We start from the raw sequence: 19,294 nt of genomic DNA on the forward strand, positions 1-19,294 counted from the left end.
CGCCCTAGAATGGCGGTAATTTTTTCCGGTGAAGCGATATGAACGACCAGCGCAAAGGCGACCACGCCGAACCCACCACCCATTTCGGTTACCAGGACGTCCCTGAAAGCCAGAAGGCGAAGAAAGTCGCCGAGGTGTTCCACTCGGTAGCGGCCAAGTACGACCTGATGAACGACGTGCTTTCCGGCGGCATGCACCGCCTGTGGAAGCGCTTCACCATCGAGCTGTCGGGCGTACGCGCCGGCAATCGTGTACTGGACATCGCCGGCGGTACCGGCGACCTGGCCGCCAAGTTCTCGCGGCTGGTCGGCCCGACCGGTCAGGTAGTGCTGGCCGACATCAACGAATCGATGCTCAAGGTCGGCCGTGACCGCCTGCTCGACCGTGGCGTGGCCGGCAACATCGAGTTCGTTCAGGCCGACGCCGAGAAGCTGCCATTCCCGGACAACCACTTCGACTGCGTGACCATCGCCTTCGGCCTGCGCAACGTCACCCACAAGGACGAAGCCATCCGCTCGATGCTGCGCGTGCTCAAGCCAGGCGGTCGCCTGCTGGTGCTGGAGTTCTCCAAGCCGACCAACAAGCTGATGTCCAAGGCCTACGACGCCTACTCGTTCGCCTTCATGCCGCTGGCCGGCAAGCTGATCACCAACGACTCGGAGAGCTACCGTTACCTCGCCGAGTCGATCCGCATGCACCCCGATCAGGAAACCCTGAAGGCCATGATGGTCGAGGCCGGTTTCGACCGGGTCACCTACCACAACATGACCAGCGGCATCGTTGCCGTGCATCGGGGGATCAAGCCCTGATGCTGCTGGCCGGGCTGCTCGCCAGCGCCGAACATGGCCTGAACCGCGTCCTGCGCATGGACAGCACGGCCCTGCCGCGGCTGGCCGCGCTGGAGGGCAAGGTCATCGAGATCGACTGCCGCCAGCCAGCCTTGCAGGTGTTCATCCTGCCCGATGAAGAGGGCCTGATGCTCGCCGCCCACTGGCAAGGCGAGGTCGACTGCAGCCTGCGCGCCCCGGCCGGCAGCCTGACGCAACTGGCCCTGGCCAGGGACAAGACCGCCGTGCTGCACAGCCCGCAAGTCGAACTGCATGGCGACAGCGCCGTGTTGCTCGACCTGTTCGGTGTGCTGCAGGACCTGGAGCTGGACTGGGAACACGAACTGCAACGCTGGCTTGGCCCGGTCGCCACGGCGCTGCTGGCCGGCCACATCCGCCTGCGCGCACGCTGGACCCGCCAGGGCCTGGCGCGCTTCAGCCAGAACCTTTCCGAGTACCTGGCCGAAGAGTCCCGCACCCTGGTCGGCAAGCGCGAAGCCGAAGCCGCCTTCAGCGAGCTCGATACCCTGAAGCTCGATACAGAACGCCTCGAGGCGCGCCTCAAGCGCCTCTCCCGATCCCTTGATACCAGCGATAACGCATGAAGCTGCTCGCCGTCCGCCGTCTTTTTCGCATCCAGCGTGTGGTGATCCGCTACCGTCTCGATGACCTGCTGTTCGACCTGCCGCTGCCCTGGTGGCTGATGAGCCTGCGCCTGCTGATGCCGTGGCGCTGGCTGCCGCGCAAGCCGTCCGAGCTCAACCGAGGCGCGCGCCTGCGCCTGGCACTGCAGGACCTGGGGCCGATCTTCATCAAGTTCGGCCAGTTGTTGTCCACCCGCCGCGACCTGCTGCCCAACGACATTGCCGATGAGCTGATGCTGCTGCAGGACCGTGTGCCGCCGTTCGACCCCAAGCAGGCCGTGGCACTGATCGAGGCGCAGCTGGGCGCCCCGGTAACGCAACTGTTCAGCCGCTTCGACGTCGAACCACTGGCCTCGGCCTCGGTGGCCCAGGTGCATGCTGCGCGCCTGAAAAGTGGCGAGGAAGTAGTGGTCAAGGTGGTGCGCCCGGGCCTGAAGCCGGTGATCGCCCAGGACCTGGCCTGGCTGTTCCTGATCGCCAAGGCCGCCGAGCGCGCTTCGGCCGACGCCCGCCGCCTGCACCCGGTGGAAATCGTCGGCGACTACGAAAAAACCATCTACGACGAGCTCGACCTGCTGCGCGAAGCGGCCAACGCCAGCCAGTTGCGGCGCAATTTCGAAGGCTCCGAGCTGATGTACGTGCCCCAGGTGTACTGGGACCTGTGCCGCCCCAAGGTGCTGGTGATGGAGCGCATCTACGGCGTGCCGGTGACCGACATGGCCACCTTGGCCGATCAGCGCACCGACATGAAGCTGCTGGCCGAACGAGGCGTGGAGGTGTTCTTCACCCAGGTGTTCCGCGACAGCTTCTTCCATGCCGACATGCACCCGGGCAACATTTTCGTCAGCACGGTCAAACCATGGAGCCCGCAGTACATCGCCATCGACTGCGGCATCGTCGGCAGCCTGACCGCCGAGGACCAGGACTACCTGGCGCGCAACCTGATCGCTTTCTTCAAGCGTGACTACCGCCGCGTCGCCCAGTTGCACATCGACTCGGGCTGGGTGCCGGCGCACACCAAGGTCAACGAGTTCGAAGCGGCGATCCGCACCGTGTGCGAGCCGATCTTCGAAAAACCGTTAAAGGATATTTCCTTCGGCCAAGTGCTGATGCGCCTGTTCCAGACCGCCAGGCGCTTCAACATGGAAGTGCAGCCGCAGCTGGTATTGCTGCAGAAAACCCTGCTCAACATCGAAGGCCTGGGCCGCCAGTTGTACCCAGACCTGGACCTGTGGAGCACCGCCAAGCCGTTCCTCGAGCGCTGGATGCGCGACCGCATGAGCCCAAAGGCCGTGCTCGGCAACATCCACAGCCAGGTCGAGCAACTGCCGCACCTGGCCGACATGGCCCGCGACCTGCTCGAGCGCCTGTCGCAACCGCACCTGCACGATCCGCAACTGCCGGAGCGGCGCCGCCAGGGTGACCGCTGGGCGCTGCGCCTGCTCGGCGCCGGCCTTCTTGGCGGGGGCGCGGTACTGGCCGCTGGTGCCGCCGCGGCCGCCAGCCTGGCCGCCCCTGCCGCCTGGCCGGCCTGGCTGATGCTGGCCGCCGGCCTTTACCTGATCGTGCGCCAATAGCCAGCCGCGCCCATGGCTGGCACACTAGCGCAAAGGGCCCGGCACAGGAGCGGGCCCGCTTTGGAGTCGACGATGAAAGACTGGCTGGACGAGATCAAGTGGAACAGCGAGGGCCTGGTACCGGCGATCGCCCAGGACCACAAGACCGGACGCGTGCTGATGATGGCCTGGATGAACCGCGAATCGCTGGCCCTGACCGCCGCCGAGCAACGCGCCATCTACTGGTCGCGTTCGCGTGGCAAGCTGTGGCGCAAGGGCGAGGAATCCGGGCATGTGCAGAAGCTGCATGAAATGCGCCTGGACTGCGATGCCGACGTGATCATCCTGATGGTCGAGCAATTGGGTCATATCGCCTGCCATACCGGCCGTGAAAGCTGCTTCTACCGCGTCTTCGAAGACGGCCAGTGGAAAACCGTCGACCCGGTCCTGAAAGACCCGGATGCCATCTACAGCGCAGGACACTGACATGAGCGACACCCTGAACCGCCTGGCCGAAGTGCTTGAAGAACGCAAGCAAGCGGCGCCCGACAGCTCCTACGTGGCCAGCCTGTACCACAAGGGCCTGAACAAGATCCTCGAAAAGCTCGGCGAAGAGTCGGTCGAGACGATCATTGCCGCCAAGGATGCCGCGGTCAGCAAGGATTACAGCGATGTCATCTACGAAACCGCCGACCTGTGGTTTCATAGCCTGGTAATGCTCAGCGCGCTGGGCCAGCATCCGCAAGCCGTGCTCGATGAGCTGGAACGCCGCTTCGGGCTTTCCGGGCATGATGAGAAGGCGGCTCGACAGCCGTCTGCCTGATGTAATTCAGGTGCGCGGGGCCCCCTCTCTTTTTTGTGGGAGCGGGTTCACCCGCGAAGAATGCGACGCGGTGTATGGCACCGGCTAAGCCGGTGTTCGCGGGTGAACCCGCTCCCACAGGGGCCGCGTTGCCAGAACAATTCGCTTTACCTGTAAATTTCAGGAGTACGAAATGGGTATCTTTGACTGGAAACACTGGATCGTCCTGCTGGTGGTCGTGGTCCTGGTGTTTGGCACCAAGAAGCTGAAGAACTTCGGCAGTGACCTGGGTGAGTCGATCAAGGGCTTCCGCAAGGCCATGAGCGACGAAGAGAACAAGCCGGCCGAGCAGACCCCGCCGCCTGCCCAACCCGTTCCACCGGTGCAGAACACTGCCCAGCAGAACCAGGGCCACACCATCGAAGGCCAGGCCCAGCCGGTCCAAGAGCCGCAGCGGAAAGACTGACCCATGTTCGGCATCAGTTTCAGCGAGCTGCTGCTCGTCGGCCTGGTCGCCCTGCTGGTGCTCGGCCCCGAGCGCCTGCCCGGTGCCGCGCGCACGGCAGGCCTGTGGATCGGCCGGCTCAAGCGCAGTTTCAACAGCATCAAGATGGAAGTGGAGCGCGAAATCGGCGCCGACGAAATCCGCCGCCAGCTGCACAACGAGCACATCCTGCAGATGGAAGAGGAAGCCAAGCGCATCCTCAACCCGATGACGCCACCGGCGCAGCCGCCTGTCACCACCGCAACCGTTCAGCCCCCCGCCGGGCTCGAAGCCAGGCCGGTCGAGACCGCTGCCGCCCCGGCCACGCCTTCTGAACCGCCTCAACCGCCGCGAGCCCCATGAGCGAAAATCCGGAACACGACCAGCCAATGCCGCTGGTTTCGCACCTGACCGAACTGCGCACCCGCCTGTTGCGCTGCGTTGCCGTCATTTTCCTGATCTTTGCCGGGCTGTTCTCCTTCGCCCAGCAGATCTACACCCTGGTCTCCGCACCATTGCGCGAGCACTTGCCGGCCAATGCCACGATGATCGCCACCGACGTGGCCTCGCCGTTCCTCACGCCGTTCAAGCTGACCATGATCGTCTCGCTGTTCCTGGCGATTCCGTTCATCCTCCAGCAGATCTGGGGCTTCATCGCACCCGGGCTGTACCGCCATGAAAAGCGCATCGCCATTCCGCTGCTGGTGTCGAGCATCTTCCTGTTCTACGCCGGCATGGCCTTCGCCTATTTCCTGGTGTTCCCGCTGATCTTCGGCTTCTTCGCCAGCGCCACGCCGGAAGGCGTGTCGATGATGACCGACATCGCCAGCTACCTCGACTTCGTGATGACGCTGTTCTTCGCCTTTGGCGTGGCCTTCGAAATCCCGGTGGCGGTGGTGCTGCTGGTATGGATCGGCGTGGTCGACGTGAAGTACCTGAAGAAGATTCGCCCCTACGTGATCATCGGCTGCTTCGTGGTCGGCATGGTCCTTACCCCGCCGGACATCTTCTCCCAGACCCTGCTGGCCGTACCCATGTGGCTGCTGTTCGAGATCGGCGTGCTGTGCGGCAGCCTGATCCGCAAGCGCAGTGCCCACGACGAAACCGCCAACGACCACAACGACCAGCCACCAGCGACCCAACCGTGAACCTGTTGCTCCTTGAAGAGGCCGACTTCGTCTCGGCCGACCGCGTCGTCCTCGCAGATCGGCGCTTCACACACATGCAGGATATCCACCGTGTGGCGGTGGGCGACAACCTGCGCGTTGGCCGTATCAACGGCCTGATGGGCAAGGCCACGGTGCTGCGCCTGGAAAAGCACGAAGCAGAGCTGGAAGTCGCCTTTGACCAGCAGCCACCGGCCAAGCTGCCGCTGACCCTGGTGCTGGCCGTACCTCGGCCGAAAATGCTGCGCCGGCTGTTCCAGACCGTGGCCACCCTTGGCGTGCCGCGGCTTATCCTGCTGAACAGCTACAAGGTCGAGAAAAGCTTCTGGCAAACACCGTTCCTGCACCCGGACAGCATTCGCGAGAACCTCATCCTGGGCCTGGAACAAGCCCGCGACACCGTGCTGCCCGAGGTGATCATCGAGAAGCGCTTCAAGCCGTTCGTCGAAGACCGCCTGCCGGCCGTCGCCGCAGGTACCCTGGGCCTGGTCGGCCATCCCGGCCCCTACCCCGCCTGCCCGCGCGCCGTGGAACAGCCCGTGACCCTGGCCATCGGCCCGGAGGGCGGCTGGATCCCTTACGAAGTCGATCTGCTGGGCAAGGCTGGCCTGGCACCCGTGCAGCTGGGAGACCGCATTTTGCGGGTCGAGACTGCGGTGACAGCATTGCTATCACGAATTTTCTGACACATAAGTCAACTTTCGGCCATAAAGTTTCCCTTCCCCAGGCCGATTGTCTTGGCAACACAACAATTAATCGTGGTGCCAAGCCGCCGGGGAGTCGTACATGTATCAATGGTTCGCCCAATCATTGGGCAATGTGAGCGTCAATCGCAAACTGGGGCTGGGCTTCGGCCTGGTGCTGCTGTTGACCCTGGCCATCACCCTGGCCGGCTGGCACGGCATGGACAGCATCATCAACCGTGGCGACAAGCTGGGAAACATCTCTGTCATCCTGCAGTACACCCAGGAACTGCGCATCGCCCGCCAGCATTACCAGCGCCAGCCTGACGAAGCCTCGGTGGCAGAGCTGGAAAAAGCCCTGGGCAATCTCGAGCGCCAGGTGCAGTTTATGCTCGGGCAGATCGAGCAGCCCGCTGACAGACAGCGCCTTGAGCAGCAGCGCGAGGCCGTGCGCGGCTACCAGCAGGCATTCAACGACCTGAAACAGGCCGGCCAGCGCCGCGAGGCCAGCCGCGCCGTACTTGGCGACACTGCCGATAAGGCCGCGGAGCTGATTGGCCGGGTGCAACGCGGCCTGCTGCAGGGAGGCGATATCAGCCAGTACCAGCACGCAGTGGAAGTCAGCGCCCTTTTGCAGCAGGCGCGCTTCCAGGTACGCGGCTACACCTACAGCGGCAACGCCGACTATCAGCAAACGGCGCTGAAAGCTATCGACCAGGCCTTGGCCGAACTGCGCGCGCTACCGGCCAAAGTGCCGGCGGAGCATGCTGCCAGCCTGGACGATGCCACCACCGCCCTGGCAGGCTACCGCGACGCGGTCACCCAGTTCGGCAGTGCACAGGTCGCCAGTGAGCAGGCCCTGCAGAGCATGGTCGAGCACGGCACGGTACTGCTGCAGACCAGCCAGGCGATGACCACCTCACAAACCGCCGTGCGCGACGCCGGGGCGGCCCAGGCCAAGACCGTGCTCGCCGTGGCCACCGTGCTGGCGCTGGCCCTCGGCCTGCTGGCGGCCTGGGCCATCACCCGGCAGATCATCGTCCCGCTGCGCCAGACCTTGCACGCCGCCGAGCGCGTGGCCAGTGGCGACCTGACCCTGAGCCTGCAGGTACAACGTCGCGATGAACTGGGCCAGTTGCAGGCCAGCATGCAGCGCATGACCCAGGGCCTGCGCGAACTGATCAGCGGCATCGGTGATGGTGTGACGCAGATCGCCAGTGCTGCCGAGGAGCTGTCGGCGGTGACCGAGCAGACCAGTGCCGGAGTCAACAACCAGAAGGTCGAGACCGATCAGGTAGCAACCGCCATGAACCAGATGACCGCCACCGTGCATGAGGTGGCGCGCAATGCCGAGCAGGCCTCGGAAGCTGCGTTGATGGCCGACCAGCAAGCCCGCGAAGGCGACCGTGTGGTGGGCGAGGCGGTGGCGCAGATCGAGCGCCTGGCCGGCGAAGTGGTCAATTCCAGCGAAGCGATGAACCAGCTCAAGGCCGAAAGCGACAAGATCGGCAGCGTGCTCGACGTGATCAAGTCGGTGGCCCAGCAGACCAACCTGCTGGCCCTCAACGCGGCGATCGAGGCGGCCCGGGCCGGCGAGGCCGGGCGTGGCTTTGCCGTGGTGGCCGATGAGGTGCGCAGCCTGGCGCAGCGCACCCAGCAATCGACCGAAGAGATCGAAGAACTGATTGCCGGCCTGCAGAGCGGCACCCAGCGCGTGGCCAGCGTGATGGACAGCAGCCGCCAGTTGACCGACAGCAGCGTCGAACTGACCCGCCGAGCCGGCAGTTCGCTGGAGACCATCACCCGTACCGTGTCTTCGATCCAGGCCATGAACCAGCAGATTGCCACGGCAGCGGAAGAACAGACGGCCGTGGCAGAAGAGATCAACCGCAGCGTGATGAATGTGCGGGATATTTCTGACCAGACCTCGGCGGCCAGTGAAGAGACGGCCAGTTCCAGCGTGGAGCTGGCGCGGCTGGGTACCCACCTGCAAGGGTTGGTGGGGCGGTTCAGGCTCTAGGCTGATGTGTAGGTCGCCTGTACTGGCCTCTTCGCGGGTAAACCCGCTCCCACAGGTACCGCACAGTTCTCAAAATCTGTGCAGTACCTGTGGGAGCGGGTTCACCCGCGAAGAGGCCGGCGCAGGTGGAATATTCCTACCTGTTGAAGTGAAATTTCCTACCTGATTATCAGGTCAAGTCCTACAGCTCCGCTGCCGATTGGCAAAGGTGTGATGCCAGCAATACGCCTGCATCCTCGCCCCCAATCGCACGGAGATTCCTCATGCTCGGCTACCTCAACCGCAAGCTCGGCAACATCAGTGTCGCCGCCAAGCTCGCCCTCGGCTTTGCCGTAGTCCTGCTGCTTACCCTGGCCACTACCGTCAGTGGCTGGCGTGCACTGGATGACGCCATTGTGCGCTCGCAGCAACTCAGCGAAATCGGCCTGATCAACGACCTGACCAAAGACTTGCGCGCAGAGCGCATCACTTACCGCGTACTCAACGACAACGCCAGCAGAACGCGGATAGCCAACATTCTCGACCAGCTCAACAGCATGCTGAGTACCTTGCAACAACGTAGCAGCGTGGATGAATCCCGGCAGATGCTGACCGAAAAGCTGGCGTTATTGCAGCGCCTGCGCGGCGATTTCAGCGAGCTGGAGAATACTGTCGCCAAGCGTATCGCCCTGCGTCAGGCCATGCAGGCCCATGAGCAGAAGCTCACCGAAGTAATCGACGATCTCCAGACCCAGGCCTTGCTGAGTATGCCTGCCGACAGCCAGCAAAGCGGTGTGCTCGGGCTGATGGACACACTTAGCCGACATATCGACGGTGCCAACCAGCAGAGCCTGGTTCCGGCCTACACCTTCTCCCCTGTGGAAAGCTTCGCCAAGGTCGGCGACAGCTCCCTGGATGCCGCCGCCAGCAGCCTTGCGCAACTGCTCAAAGGCCTTGCTCCACTTGGCTTGCCGCTTGCGCTCACCCAGCAGCCTGGGGAGCAGCTGGCCAAGTACCGCGCCAGCCTGGATGAGTATCGTCGGGCTGCGGTGCGTGTCGAACAGCTGCAAAACAATATGGAGAACATGGGCAACGAGCTGCGTGCGGTAAGCCTGGAACTTGGCAAACGCAAGATCGAGCAGCGCGACAGGGAGGCCCTTGAGGCCCGCTCACTGCTGACCACTGTAGCCCTGCTGGCGTTGGCCGTAGGCGTCCTGTCGGGCTGGCTGATCACTTTGCAAATCACCCAGCCGCTGCGCCAGACCCTGGCCGTGGCCGGGCGCATCGCCAAGGGCGACCTGAGCCAGGTCGAACCGGTGCAACGCCGCGACGAGATGGGCCAGTTGCAAACCAGCATGCGCGAAATGACCTTGAGCCTGCGCGAGCTGATCGGTGGCATCGACCAGGGCGTCAGCCACCTGTCACAGGCCGCCACACAGCTGGCGGCCAGCAGCGAAGATACCAAGCTGCGTATCAACCAGCAGCGCGAGGAAACCGATCAGGTGGCCACGGCCATGAACCAGATGAGCGCCACCGTGCAGGAAGTGGCGCAAAACGCTGAACAGGCCTCGCTGGCGGCGACCAACGCCGACCAGCAGGCGCAGATCGGCGACCAAGTGGTGGCCGAAGCTATTGGCCGTATCGAACAGCTGGCCGGGCAGATGGACCATTGCCTGGCGGCCATGCAGCACCTGGCGGGCGAGAGCCAGCGCATTGGCAGCATCCTCGATGTGATCAAGTCAGTGTCCGAGCAGACCAACCTGCTGGCCCTGAACGCGGCGATCGAAGCGGCACGGGCGGGTGAAGCCGGGCGTGGTTTTGCCGTGGTGGCCGATGAAGTGCGCGGTTTGGCCCAGCGCACCTCGACGGCGACCGAGGAAATCGGCCAACTGATCGACAGCCTGCACAACGGCACCGACGAAGTGACCCGCCTGCTGGACAACAGCAAGAGCCTGACCGAGCAGAGCGTGGAACTGAGTCGCAAGGCAGGCCAGGCCCTGAGCCAGATAACTGACACCGTGTCGAACATCCAAGGCATGAACCAGCAGATCGCCACGGCCAGCGAAGAGCAGAGCGTGGTCGCCGAGCAGATCAATCGCAGTGTGCTGAATGTGCGCGATGTGTCGGATCAGACTAGTGCGGCCAGTGAGCAGACGGCGGCGTCGAGTGGGGAACTGGAGCAGTTGGGGCAGCAGTTGCGGGGGATGGTGGGGCGGTTCAACATCTGAAACCGAGTCGCCCTCTTCGCGGGCACGCCCGCTCCCACAGGTACATCACCCCCTTCAAGACGGTGGTGGGCCTGTGGGAGCGGGCGTGCCCGCGAAGAGGCCGGTGCGGGTTAAAGCACCTGGCGCAGGAACGCCTGCGCGCGCGGGTCTTTCGGCGAGGCGAAGAACGCGGCCGGGGCCGAATCTTCCAGCAACTTGCCATGGTCGAAGAACAGCACCCGGTCCGCCACTTCACGGGCAAAGCCCATTTCGTGGGTAACGCAGACCATGGTCATGCCTTCCTGGGCCAGGGTCTTCATCACGTCCAGCACCTCGCCGACCATTTCCGGGTCAAGCGCCGAGGTTGGCTCGTCGAACAGCATCACTTTCGGGTCCATGGCCAGGGCCCGGGCGATCGCCACCCGCTGCTGCTGGCCACCGGACAGGCGCGACGGGTATTCGTTGGCTTTCTGCGCAATGCCTACCTTCTCCAGCAGCGCCCGGGCCTTGGCTTCGCGGTCGGCCTTGTTGCGCTTGCGCACCACCTTCTGTGCCAGGCACAGGTTCTCCAGCACGGTCATGTGCGGGAACAGGTTGAAGTGCTGGAACACCATGCCGACTTCGCGGCGGTAGGCGTTGATGTCGGTCTTCGGGTCGGCCAGTTGCAGACCGTCGATGGCCACATGGCCTTCGTCGAAATGCTCCAGGCCGTTGAGGCAGCGCAGGAAGGTCGATTTGCCCGAGCCCGACGGGCCGAGCACCACCACCACCTCGCCCTTGGCGACCTGGGTGGTGACGTTATCCACAGCCCGTACCACGTGGCCACGGGTGTCGAAGACTTTCAGCAGGTCACGGACTTCAATCACTTTGCGCAAGCCTCCGCTCGAGCCGGCTGGCCAGGTGCGACAGCGGCAGGTTGATCAGCAGGTACAGGCCTGCCACGCAGAACCAGATCTCGAAGGTCGAGAACGAGGTGGTGATGGCCTCGCGGCCGCTCTTGGTCAGTTCGGTGATGGCAATCACCGACACCAGCGAGGTGTCCTTGACCAGGCTGATGAACTGGCCGGCCAAAGGCGGCAGCACGCGCTTGAAGGCCTGCGGCAGGATGACGTGGCGCATCGACTGGCCTGCGTTCAGGCCCAGCGAACGGGCCGCTTCGTTCTGGCCCTTGGCAATGGACTGCACGCCGGCACGAACGATTTCGGCCACGTAGGCGCCAGTGAACAGCGCCAGTGCAGCCACCCCGGCAAACTCACGGGACAGGTTGAGCACGGTACCGATGAAGAAGTAGAAGATGAAGATCTGTACCAGCAGCGGTGTACCGCGCACCAGCTCGACATACACCGTCGACAGGTCCCGCAGCGTAGGGTTGCTGGACAGGCGGCAGAGGCCGGCGAACAGGCCGATCAACAGGCCCAGGGCACCGGATACCACCGAAATCCAAAGCGTGGTCCACAGGCCCCAGGCCAGCGGGCCGGCCGCCCAGTGGCGGGTGACGCCAATCTGGTCGCCTTCGGAAACATCGTCGCCACGGGCCAGCTGCAGGCTGTCCTTGTCTACATCGAGCACCTGCTCGGCACCGCTCTCATCTTTCAGCGTGACACGGGCATTGTCGCCAGAGATGACGATGTCCTGCACGGTGCCGTAACTGGCGGCGCGCTGTGCTTCCTCGGCCTTGTAGGCGAAGTACTGCGGTACGCGGTTCCAGCGCCACTCGTAGGAAATCATCGAGGTGGCCATGTACAGGCTGAACGCCAGGCCCACCAGGACCAGGGCAGTCAAACCGTGCCAGGGCCACTGGGCTTTCTTGTGTTTGATCACGTGGGGTACTTCCGTAAATGCGAACGCGCAGGGTTTGCCTGCGCGTCGGGGTCATAAAGCCGGCTTGTGGCCTGGGCCTTATTCCATTTCCTTCAGCCAGTCCTTGTTCTTGAACCACTTGTCGTGAATACGATCGTAGGTCCCGTCATGCTTGATCTGGTGCAGGAAGTTGTTGATGAAGTTGATGCTGTCGTAGTCGCCTTTCTTCAGGCCGAAGGCCAGCGGCTCGTAGGTGAAGGGTTCTTCGAGGAACAGCAGCTTGCCGGCACCGGCCTTGTCCACTGCCACCACGTTGTACGGCGCGTCGTAGACGAAGGCGTCAGCCTTGCCGTTGACCACGTCCATCACCGCTTCCTGCTCGTTGTCGTAGCCGTGGTACTTGGCCTTGGCGATCAGCTTCTTGGAAACCATTTCGCCGGTGGTGCCGAGCTTGGAGGTGATGCGGTACTTCTCGTTGTTCAGGTCCTTGTACGACTTGATCTCGCCCGCCAGTTCCTTGCGGATCAGCAGGGTCTGGCCGACCACGATGAAAGGTTCGCTGAAGTTCAGGCGCAGGTTGCGTTCCTGGGTCAGGGTCATGCCGCTGCCGATCATGTCGAACTTGTCGGTCAGCAGGGCCGGGATGATGCCGTCATAGGCCGTGGATACCGGCTCGAACTTGACGCCCATGGACTTGGCCATGGCTTTGAGGATATCGACTTCGAAGCCGATGATCTCGCCACGCTTGTTGGTCATCTGGAACGGCATGTAGGTCGGGTCCATGCCCACCCGCAGGGTGCCGCGCTTGACCGCGTCATCGATCGCGCCCGCCTGGGCGGCCGTTACGGCGACCAGGGCGGTGACACCGACCAGCAGTCGCGAAAGGTATTTCTTGATCATCACCAAGTCCCCTAGCAAGAAAAGTAGCGAATCTTATTGTTGGCATGGCCGTCGTGGCCAATGCGTCATATCGGAGAGGGATGCTAACGCATGGCGGCTCGGGGACCTAGAGCCGGGGGGGACTTTGTTGGCCAAAATCGGTGGGAGCCCTGAAAAGCTTCGCGGGCACGCCCGCTCCCACAGGTACAGCGCATGCCTCAAAGGCTGTGAAGTACCCTGTGGGAGCGGGCGTGCCCGCGAATAGGCCCTGTCAGGCGCCGACGAGTGCCGGTTGGCCTTCATTCTCCGGATGCAACGGCAACAGCGGCGAATGCGGGTCGTTCTTGATCGACGCACGCCACACGTCGATCCACGCCGCATTGTGCTCGGCCCAGACCTGCTCGTGCAGGCGGGTCAGCGCCACCGGGTCGCTGAGCAGGGCCAGGCGGGTATTGAGGTCCAGCCCTTGCGGCCCGACCTCCATCGCCTTGGCCACGCGCTCGGCGCGCAGTGCCTCGATCGGCGCTGCCTGACCATGACGGGCAGTGGCCATGGCACAGGCCAGGGCGTTCTGCCGCGGGTCGACCACAGCCCGCACGAAGCCGTCATGCAGGGCATGCCAGCGGTTTTCGTGGGTGTACTGGTCGGTGGCCAGCAGCTCTTGCGGGGTGGCATATTCCTCGGGGATGAGGAACAGCTTCTCGTCCTTGGCGGCAAGGCCCAGGCGGGTACGGCTGGAGATCACCGAAACCGGGATCGACAGCACCAGCGAACCAACGATTGGCGCCAGCCACCACAGGAAGCTCGGGTTCAGCCAGGCGACCAGCGCCGCCCAGGCGATGCCCAGCAGGGTCTGCGGGCCGTGGCGGCGCACCGCTTCACTCCACGGAGTGGAGTCGTCGTCACGCTGCGGCGAGTTCCAGGTGGCGGCCCAGCCAAGGAACGCGGCCAGCACGAAGCGGGTGTGGAAGATCATGCGCACCGGCGCCAGCAGCATGGAGAACAGCATCTCCATCAGCATCGACAGGGTGACCTTGATGCGCCCGCCAAACTCGGTCGCGCCCTTGGCCCAGATCAGGATGACGCTGAGCAGCTTGGGCAGGAACAGCAGCACGATGGTGGTGGAGAACAGCGCCACGGCCTTCTCCGGGTGCCACTGCGGCCACAGCGGGTAGAGCTGGTACGGCTCGATGAAGTACTGCGGCTCCATCAGCGTGTTGGTGGCCAGCAGCGCGGTCGACAGCACCAGGAACAGGAACCACAGCGGTGCCGACAGGTACGACATCACCCCGGTGAGGAACACCGCACGGTGCACCGGGTGCATGCCCTTGACCAGGAACAGGCGGAAGTTCATCAGGTTGCCGTGGCACCAGCGGCGGTCGCGCTTGAGCTCATCGAGCAGGTTCGGCGGCAGTTCTTCGTAGCTGCCCGGCAGGTCGTAGGCAATCCACACGCCCCAGCCGGCACGGCGCATCAGCGCGGCTTCGACGAAGTCGTGGGAGAGGATTGCACCGGCGAACGCACCCTTGCCCGGCAACGGCGCCAGGGCGCAGTGCTCGATGAACGGCTTCATGCGGATGATCGCGTTGTGGCCCCAGTAGTGCGACTCGCCCAGCTGCCAGAAGTGCAGGCCAGCGGTGAACAGCGGGCCGTACACGCGGGTGGCGAACTGCTGCAGGCGCGCATACAGGGTGTCCATGCCCGAAGCCTTCGGCCCGGTCTGGATGATGCCGGCGTCCGGGTTGGCCTCCATCAGGCGCACCAGGCTGCTCAGGCACTCGCCGCTCATGACGCTGTCGGCGTCGAGTACGACCATGTACTTGTATTCGCCGCCCCAACGACGGCAGAAGTCGTCGAGGTTGCCGCTCTTGCGCTTCACCCGGCGCCGACGACGGCGGTAGAAGATGCGGCCGAAGCCTTTGGTTTCGCGGCACACGTCCAGCCAGGCCTGTTGCTCGGCCACGGCTATGTCGGTGTCGTTGGTGTCGCTGAGCACGAAGAAGTCGAAGCGATCGAGGTTGCCGCTGGCGGCCACCGACTCGAACGTTGCGCGCAGGCCGGCGAACACGCGCGGCACGTCTTCGTTGCAGATCGGCATCACCAGCGCGGTACGCGCCTCGGGCGCGATCGGCTCGTTGCCTGCACTGCTACCCGAAATCTTGTACTTGTCACGCCCGGTGAGCAGCTCGAGGAAGCCCATCAGCGCGGTCCAGAAGCCCGCCGATACCCAGCAGAACAGGATGCCGAAGAGAACCAGAATGGACGTCTGCAAGGCATACGGCCAAACCTGCACCACGGTGTCCCACAGCGGCTGGTTGACGACTTCGTCAAAGTCCACGAACGACCAGCCCTGGTACGGCAGGATGCCCTTCATGTACCAGCCGGCAACGATGGTCTGGCCGATCATCAGCGCCAGCAGGATGTAACGGCGGATCGAGCCGACCGTACGCCAGCGGGCTGGCGGCAGCTCGCGCTTGGGCGGCTGCGGGGCGTTGGTGCGGCCAGTCATGCGCCGCCACATGCGGATCAGCACGTTGGTACGCCATGGCTCGGGCACGACCTTGGTGCGCTTGATCGGCGGGGCGATCTTCAGGCACAAGCGGCCGCTGCCGTCGACGCCAAGCATTTCGGCGTCTTCCAGCTCGGCGGCGCTGCCTACGGTCAGGCGCGGGCCCACCGAGGCCTGTACGGCCTCGGTAGAGCTGGCGGCCGGGTTGGCCGCCAGGCGTTGGTGCAGCTCACTGAATGACGTGCAGCTGGCGAGTTCCGCCCGTTGCTCGTCGCTCAGTGGTAGGTGGGCCAGGTACTCGCGAAGCGATTCCGGCCTTGCGCTTGAGTTACTCATCGGCAGGCAACTGATAGCTCCAGGTCTCGGTCAGCACCTTCTCGGTGGTGGCCGGGGTCCCGTTGGTGGGCGCCGCATCGGCGGCAGGTTGTTCGGCCTTGGCGGCTTTCTCGGCCTTGGCTTGCTTGGCTGCAGCCTTGTCCTGCTTGGCGTCCTTGGCAGGCTTGGCGGCTTCGACCGGCACGTCACGCACCAGCGCGGCACGCATTTCGGTCGATTTGTTGGCTTCCTTGACCTTCAAACGCAGGGTCAGGCGCCAGCCCTTGGTCTCAGGGTTATAGCGCAGGTTGTTCTCGACCACCTCGGCGTTGTCGCCCACGCTGATCTGGCTGCGCACGGCGGTGTCTTCCGGCAGGGCGGCCAGCGCCGGGCCGGCGAAGTCGACCAGGAAGGCTACGCTGCCGTCTGGCTGGCGGATCAGGTTGGACTGCTTGACGTCGCCGGTGGAACGCAGGGTCTGCTTGACCCAGCCCAGCTCGGGAGCCTGGAACTTCGGCTCGTCGATGGTCCAGTGCAGGCGGTAGGCGTACTCGAATGGCTTGCCTGGCTCAGGCAGCTTTTCCGGGCTCCAGAAGGCCACGATGTTGTCATTGGTCTCGTCGGCAGTCGGGATTTCGACCAGGTCGACGGTGCCCTTGCCCCAGTCCCCCTTCGGCTCGATCCAGGCGCTCGGGCGCTTCTGGTAGTTGTCGTCGAGGTCTTCGTAGTCGCTGAAGGCGCGCTGGCGCTGCATCAGGCCGAAACCACGCGGGTTCTCGACGCTGAAGTTGCTCACGGCCAGGTGTTTCGGGTTGTTCAGCGGGCGCCACAGCCATTCGCCGTTGCCGGCATGGATCGACAGGCCTTCGGAGTCGTGCAGGGCCGGACGGTAGTTGAGGACCTTGGACGGCTGGTTGGGGCCGAACAGGTACATGCTGGTCAGCGGGGCAATGCCCAGGCGGCTGACATGGTCACGCAGGAACACGCGGGACTGCACGTCGACCACGGTATCGTTGCCTGGGCGCAGGGTCAGCTTGTAGGCGCCGGTGGAACGCGGCGAGTCCAGCAGGGCGTAGATGACCAGGTGCTTGTCGGTCGGCTTGGGCTTCTCGACCCAGAACTCGGTGAAGCGCGGGAACTCCTCACCCGACGGCAGTGCGGTGTCGATGGCCAGGCCACGGGCCGACAGGCCATATACATGGCCCTTGCCGACCACGCGGAAGTAGCTGGCGCCAAGCAGGGTCATGATCTCGTCCTGCTTGTCGGCCTTGTTGATTGGGTACAACACGCGGAAACCGGCGTAACCCAGGTTCTTGGTGGTTTCCGGGTCGTGTGGCACGTCACCGAACTCGAAACGGCTCGGGTCGTACTTGATTTCCTCGACCTTGGTGGCGGTAACCTGGTTGATCTTCACCGGAGTGTCGAAGTGCATGCCCTGGTGATAGAACGACAGCTTGAACGGGGTCTTGTCCTTGGCCCACTCGGCCTTTTCCTGCAGGAAATGAATCTTCTGGTAGTCCGCAAACTTCATGTCGCGGAATACGGCCGGCAGGTTGCTTTTCGGTGCTTCGTACTTCTGGCCGGCCAGATCCTTTGCCTTGGCTGCAACATCGTCAAGATTGAATGCCCACAGCTGGCCCGCGCTCATCAGGCCGACCAGTGCAACACTGGCCATCAGGGCCTTGCGCAGCCCGGTACCGGGGATTCTTGATGCTTTTTGGGGACTAACAATCACGAGCAACCCTCGCCGAAAACAGATCATGAAACCAACGGCCAGCGACAAATGCCGGGTTGGCGAGCACTGTTCGGACCCCGTGAGGGCGTAATGATTCCCCAAACGGATCCAGACAATACTCGAGTCAGAGTGAAACGAACCTGCGAACGCAGGTCCATGCAGCGCGCGATTATCCAGCAGGTCGCGTGACAACGCATCAGGCTGGAACAACTATTTATCGTACAAAACCCCTTGTTTTCCTGTGAACAAGGGGTTTTTTACACTCACATTTGTAACATAAATGTTACGGGGCCATCATTGACCAGGTGCACCTGCATGTCCGCACCGAATTGCCCGCTTGCCACATCGGTGTGCCGGGCCTTCGCCTGCTGCAAAAGATAGTCGAACAACTCGGCGCCGAGGGCCGGTGGCGCTGCCGTCGAAAAGCTCGGGCGCATGCCGTTGCGGGTGTCTGCCGCCAGGGTGAACTGCGACACCAGCAACAAACCTCCTCCGACATCCTTGAGCGACAGGTTCATCTTGCCCTGCTCGTCGCTGAACACCCGGTAGTTCAACAACTTGTGCAACAGCTTGTCGGCCTGCTCACGGGAATCTTCAGGCTCGACGGCCACCAGCACCAGCAAACCCTGGTCGATGGCACCCACTACCTCCCCCGCTACTTCCACCCGCGCACCACGCACGCGCTGCAGCAGGCCCCTCATGCTTCTTCCAGGGGCAGGTCGAGCAGGCGCCGGGCCATCTGGTCGGCGGCACGCACCAGGGCATCGGTGATGCCCGGCTCGGAGGCCGCGTGGCCAGCGTCACGGATCACCTTCAGTTCGCTGTTCGGCCAGGCCTGGTGCAGCGCCCAGGCGTTGTCCAGCGGGCAGATCACATCATAGCGGCCATGCACGATCACGGCAGGCAGGTGGGCGATCTTCGGCAGGTCGCGGATCAGCTGGTCCGGCTCGAGGAAGGCGTTGTTCATGAAGTAGTGGCATTCGATACGGGCGATCGACAGTGCACGCTGCGGCTCGGAGAAGCGGTCGACCACCAGCGGGTTGGGGCGCAGGGTGGCGGTACGGCCTTCCCAGGTGGACCAGGCCTTGGCCGCGTGCATCTGGGCGATCTGGTCGTTGCCGGTCAGGCGCTTGTGGAAGGCCGTGACCAGGTCACCGCGCTCCTCCGGCGGGATCGGCGCGATGTAGTCCTGCCAGTAATCGGGGAACAGGCGGCTGGCGCCTTCCTGGTAGAACCACTGGATTTCCTGGGGCCTGCACAGGAAGATGCCGCGCAGGATCAGGCCATGCACCCGCTCGGGGTGGGTCTGGGCGTAGGCCAGGGCCAGGGTGGAGCCCCACGAGCCGCCGAACAGCACCCACTTGTCGATGCCAAGGTGCTCGCGGATGCGCTCGAGGTCCTCGACCAGGTGCCAGGTGGTGTTGTTCTCCAGGCTCGCGTGCGGCGTGGAACGGCCACAGCCGCGCTGGTCGAAGGTGATGATGCGGTACAGGGTCGGGTCGAAGTAGCAGCGGCTCTGGGCGTCGCAACCGGCGCCCGGGCCGCCGTGGATGAATACCACCGGCAGACCTTCTGGCGAGCCGCTTTCGTCGACATACAGCACATGCGGCGCTTCCACGGCCAGATCGTGCCGGGCGTAGGGTTTGATCTGCGGGTACAGGGTCTGCATTGCGCACTCCGTGTGAGGA

18 protein-coding genes and 2 pseudogenes are annotated in these 19,294 nt (G+C 63.9%); 13 read left to right on the top strand and 7 right to left on the bottom strand.

Features of this window, described 5'->3' with window-relative positions; translation table 11 throughout:
• Window positions 1-38: 38 nt before the first annotated feature.
• From ubiE to RR51_RS31875, 13 genes and pseudogenes are all read left to right on the top strand, one after another.
• On the top strand, window positions 39-809 hold the full coding sequence (gene ubiE, locus RR51_RS02210) for a bifunctional demethylmenaquinone methyltransferase/2-methoxy-6-polyprenyl-1,4-benzoquinol methylase UbiE (protein ID WP_013974541.1): 771 nt from the start codon (window positions 39-41) through the stop codon (window positions 807-809).
• Window positions 809-1,432: a ubiquinone biosynthesis accessory factor UbiJ gene (locus RR51_RS02215; protein ID WP_039612493.1), complete on the top strand. Its 624-nt coding sequence runs from the start codon at window positions 809-811 to the stop codon at window positions 1,430-1,432. The genes ubiE and RR51_RS02215 overlap by 1 nt, the downstream gene beginning before the upstream one ends.
• A complete protein-coding gene (ubiB, locus tag RR51_RS02220; RefSeq protein WP_013974543.1) occupies window positions 1,429-3,048 on the top strand; it encodes a ubiquinone biosynthesis regulatory protein kinase UbiB in 1,620 nt (539 codons plus the stop codon). Before RR51_RS02215 ends, ubiB begins: the two co-directional genes overlap by 4 nt.
• Before the next feature lie 72 nt (window positions 3,049-3,120).
• Complete coding sequence (hisI, locus tag RR51_RS02225; protein WP_013974544.1) at window positions 3,121-3,513, top strand: phosphoribosyl-AMP cyclohydrolase; 393 nt, start codon at window positions 3,121-3,123, stop codon at window positions 3,511-3,513.
• A gap of 1 nt (window position 3,514) precedes the next feature.
• On the top strand, window positions 3,515-3,850 hold the full coding sequence (locus RR51_RS02230; RefSeq protein ID WP_013974545.1) for a phosphoribosyl-ATP diphosphatase: 336 nt from the start codon (window positions 3,515-3,517) through the stop codon (window positions 3,848-3,850).
• Window positions 3,851-4,022: 172 nt separating this feature from the next.
• Entirely contained in the window at window positions 4,023-4,295 is a 273-nt protein-coding gene (locus RR51_RS02235; RefSeq protein ID WP_003259853.1) for a twin-arginine translocase TatA/TatE family subunit, read from the top strand.
• Between the two features lie 3 nt (window positions 4,296-4,298).
• A complete protein-coding gene (gene tatB, locus RR51_RS02240; RefSeq protein WP_003259854.1) occupies window positions 4,299-4,676 on the top strand; it encodes a Sec-independent protein translocase protein TatB in 378 nt (125 codons plus the stop codon).
• A complete protein-coding gene (gene tatC, locus RR51_RS02245; protein WP_013974546.1) occupies window positions 4,673-5,461 on the top strand; it encodes a twin-arginine translocase subunit TatC in 789 nt (262 codons plus the stop codon). Before tatB ends, tatC begins: the two co-directional genes overlap by 4 nt.
• Window positions 5,458-6,165, top strand: a complete 708-nt coding sequence (locus RR51_RS02250; protein ID WP_039612494.1) for a 16S rRNA (uracil(1498)-N(3))-methyltransferase — start codon at window positions 5,458-5,460, stop codon at window positions 6,163-6,165. Before tatC ends, RR51_RS02250 begins: the two co-directional genes overlap by 4 nt.
• A 217-nt stretch (window positions 6,166-6,382) precedes the next feature.
• A pseudogene (locus RR51_RS31860) lies at window positions 6,383-7,327 on the top strand (methyl-accepting chemotaxis protein); the annotation flags it as partial.
• A gap of 141 nt (window positions 7,328-7,468) precedes the next feature.
• Window positions 7,469-8,182, top strand: coding sequence for a methyl-accepting chemotaxis protein (locus tag RR51_RS31865; protein ID WP_404940928.1), 714 nt, complete (start codon window positions 7,469-7,471; stop codon window positions 8,180-8,182).
• 263 nt (window positions 8,183-8,445) lie between these two features.
• Window positions 8,446-9,486 (top strand): annotated as a pseudogene (locus RR51_RS31870) (methyl-accepting chemotaxis protein); the annotation flags it as partial.
• A 198-nt stretch (window positions 9,487-9,684) separates the two neighbouring features.
• Window positions 9,685-10,389 (top strand): methyl-accepting chemotaxis protein, encoded by a 705-nt coding sequence (locus RR51_RS31875; protein ID WP_397460419.1) that lies wholly within the window; start codon window positions 9,685-9,687, stop codon window positions 10,387-10,389.
• A 110-nt stretch (window positions 10,390-10,499) separates the two neighbouring features.
• Here RR51_RS31875 and RR51_RS02265 read toward each other — a convergent pair whose 3' ends face one another.
• From RR51_RS02265 to pip, 7 genes are all read right to left on the bottom strand, one after another.
• Entirely contained in the window at window positions 10,500-11,234 is a 735-nt protein-coding gene (locus RR51_RS02265; protein ID WP_013974550.1) for an amino acid ABC transporter ATP-binding protein, read from the bottom strand.
• Window positions 11,227-12,189, bottom strand: a complete 963-nt coding sequence (locus tag RR51_RS02270) for an amino acid ABC transporter permease (RefSeq protein ID WP_039612497.1) — start codon at window positions 12,187-12,189, stop codon at window positions 11,227-11,229. Before RR51_RS02270 ends, RR51_RS02265 begins: the two co-directional genes overlap by 8 nt.
• 78 nt (window positions 12,190-12,267) lie before the next feature.
• Complete coding sequence (locus tag RR51_RS02275; RefSeq protein ID WP_024087841.1) at window positions 12,268-13,065, bottom strand: transporter substrate-binding domain-containing protein; 798 nt, start codon at window positions 13,063-13,065, stop codon at window positions 12,268-12,270.
• A 253-nt stretch (window positions 13,066-13,318) separates the two neighbouring features.
• Window positions 13,319-15,892, bottom strand: coding sequence for a glucans biosynthesis glucosyltransferase MdoH (gene mdoH, locus RR51_RS02280; RefSeq protein ID WP_039612498.1), 2,574 nt, complete (start codon window positions 15,890-15,892; stop codon window positions 13,319-13,321).
• Window positions 15,885-17,606 (bottom strand): glucan biosynthesis protein G, encoded by a 1,722-nt coding sequence (locus tag RR51_RS02285; RefSeq protein WP_039612566.1) that lies wholly within the window; start codon window positions 17,604-17,606, stop codon window positions 15,885-15,887. Before RR51_RS02285 ends, mdoH begins: the two co-directional genes overlap by 8 nt.
• 263 nt (window positions 17,607-17,869) lie before the next feature.
• Window positions 17,870-18,307, bottom strand: a complete 438-nt coding sequence (dtd, locus tag RR51_RS02290) for a D-aminoacyl-tRNA deacylase (RefSeq protein ID WP_039612499.1) — start codon at window positions 18,305-18,307, stop codon at window positions 17,870-17,872.
• On the bottom strand, window positions 18,304-19,275 hold the full coding sequence (gene pip / locus RR51_RS02295; protein ID WP_013974556.1) for a prolyl aminopeptidase: 972 nt from the start codon (window positions 19,273-19,275) through the stop codon (window positions 18,304-18,306). The genes dtd and pip overlap by 4 nt, the downstream gene beginning before the upstream one ends.
• Between the last annotated feature and the right edge of the window lie 19 nt (window positions 19,276-19,294).

The sequence above is a fragment of the Pseudomonas sp. C5pp genome, from assembly GCF_000814065.1.
GTDB lineage: Bacteria > Pseudomonadota > Gammaproteobacteria > Pseudomonadales > Pseudomonadaceae > Aquipseudomonas > Aquipseudomonas asiatica.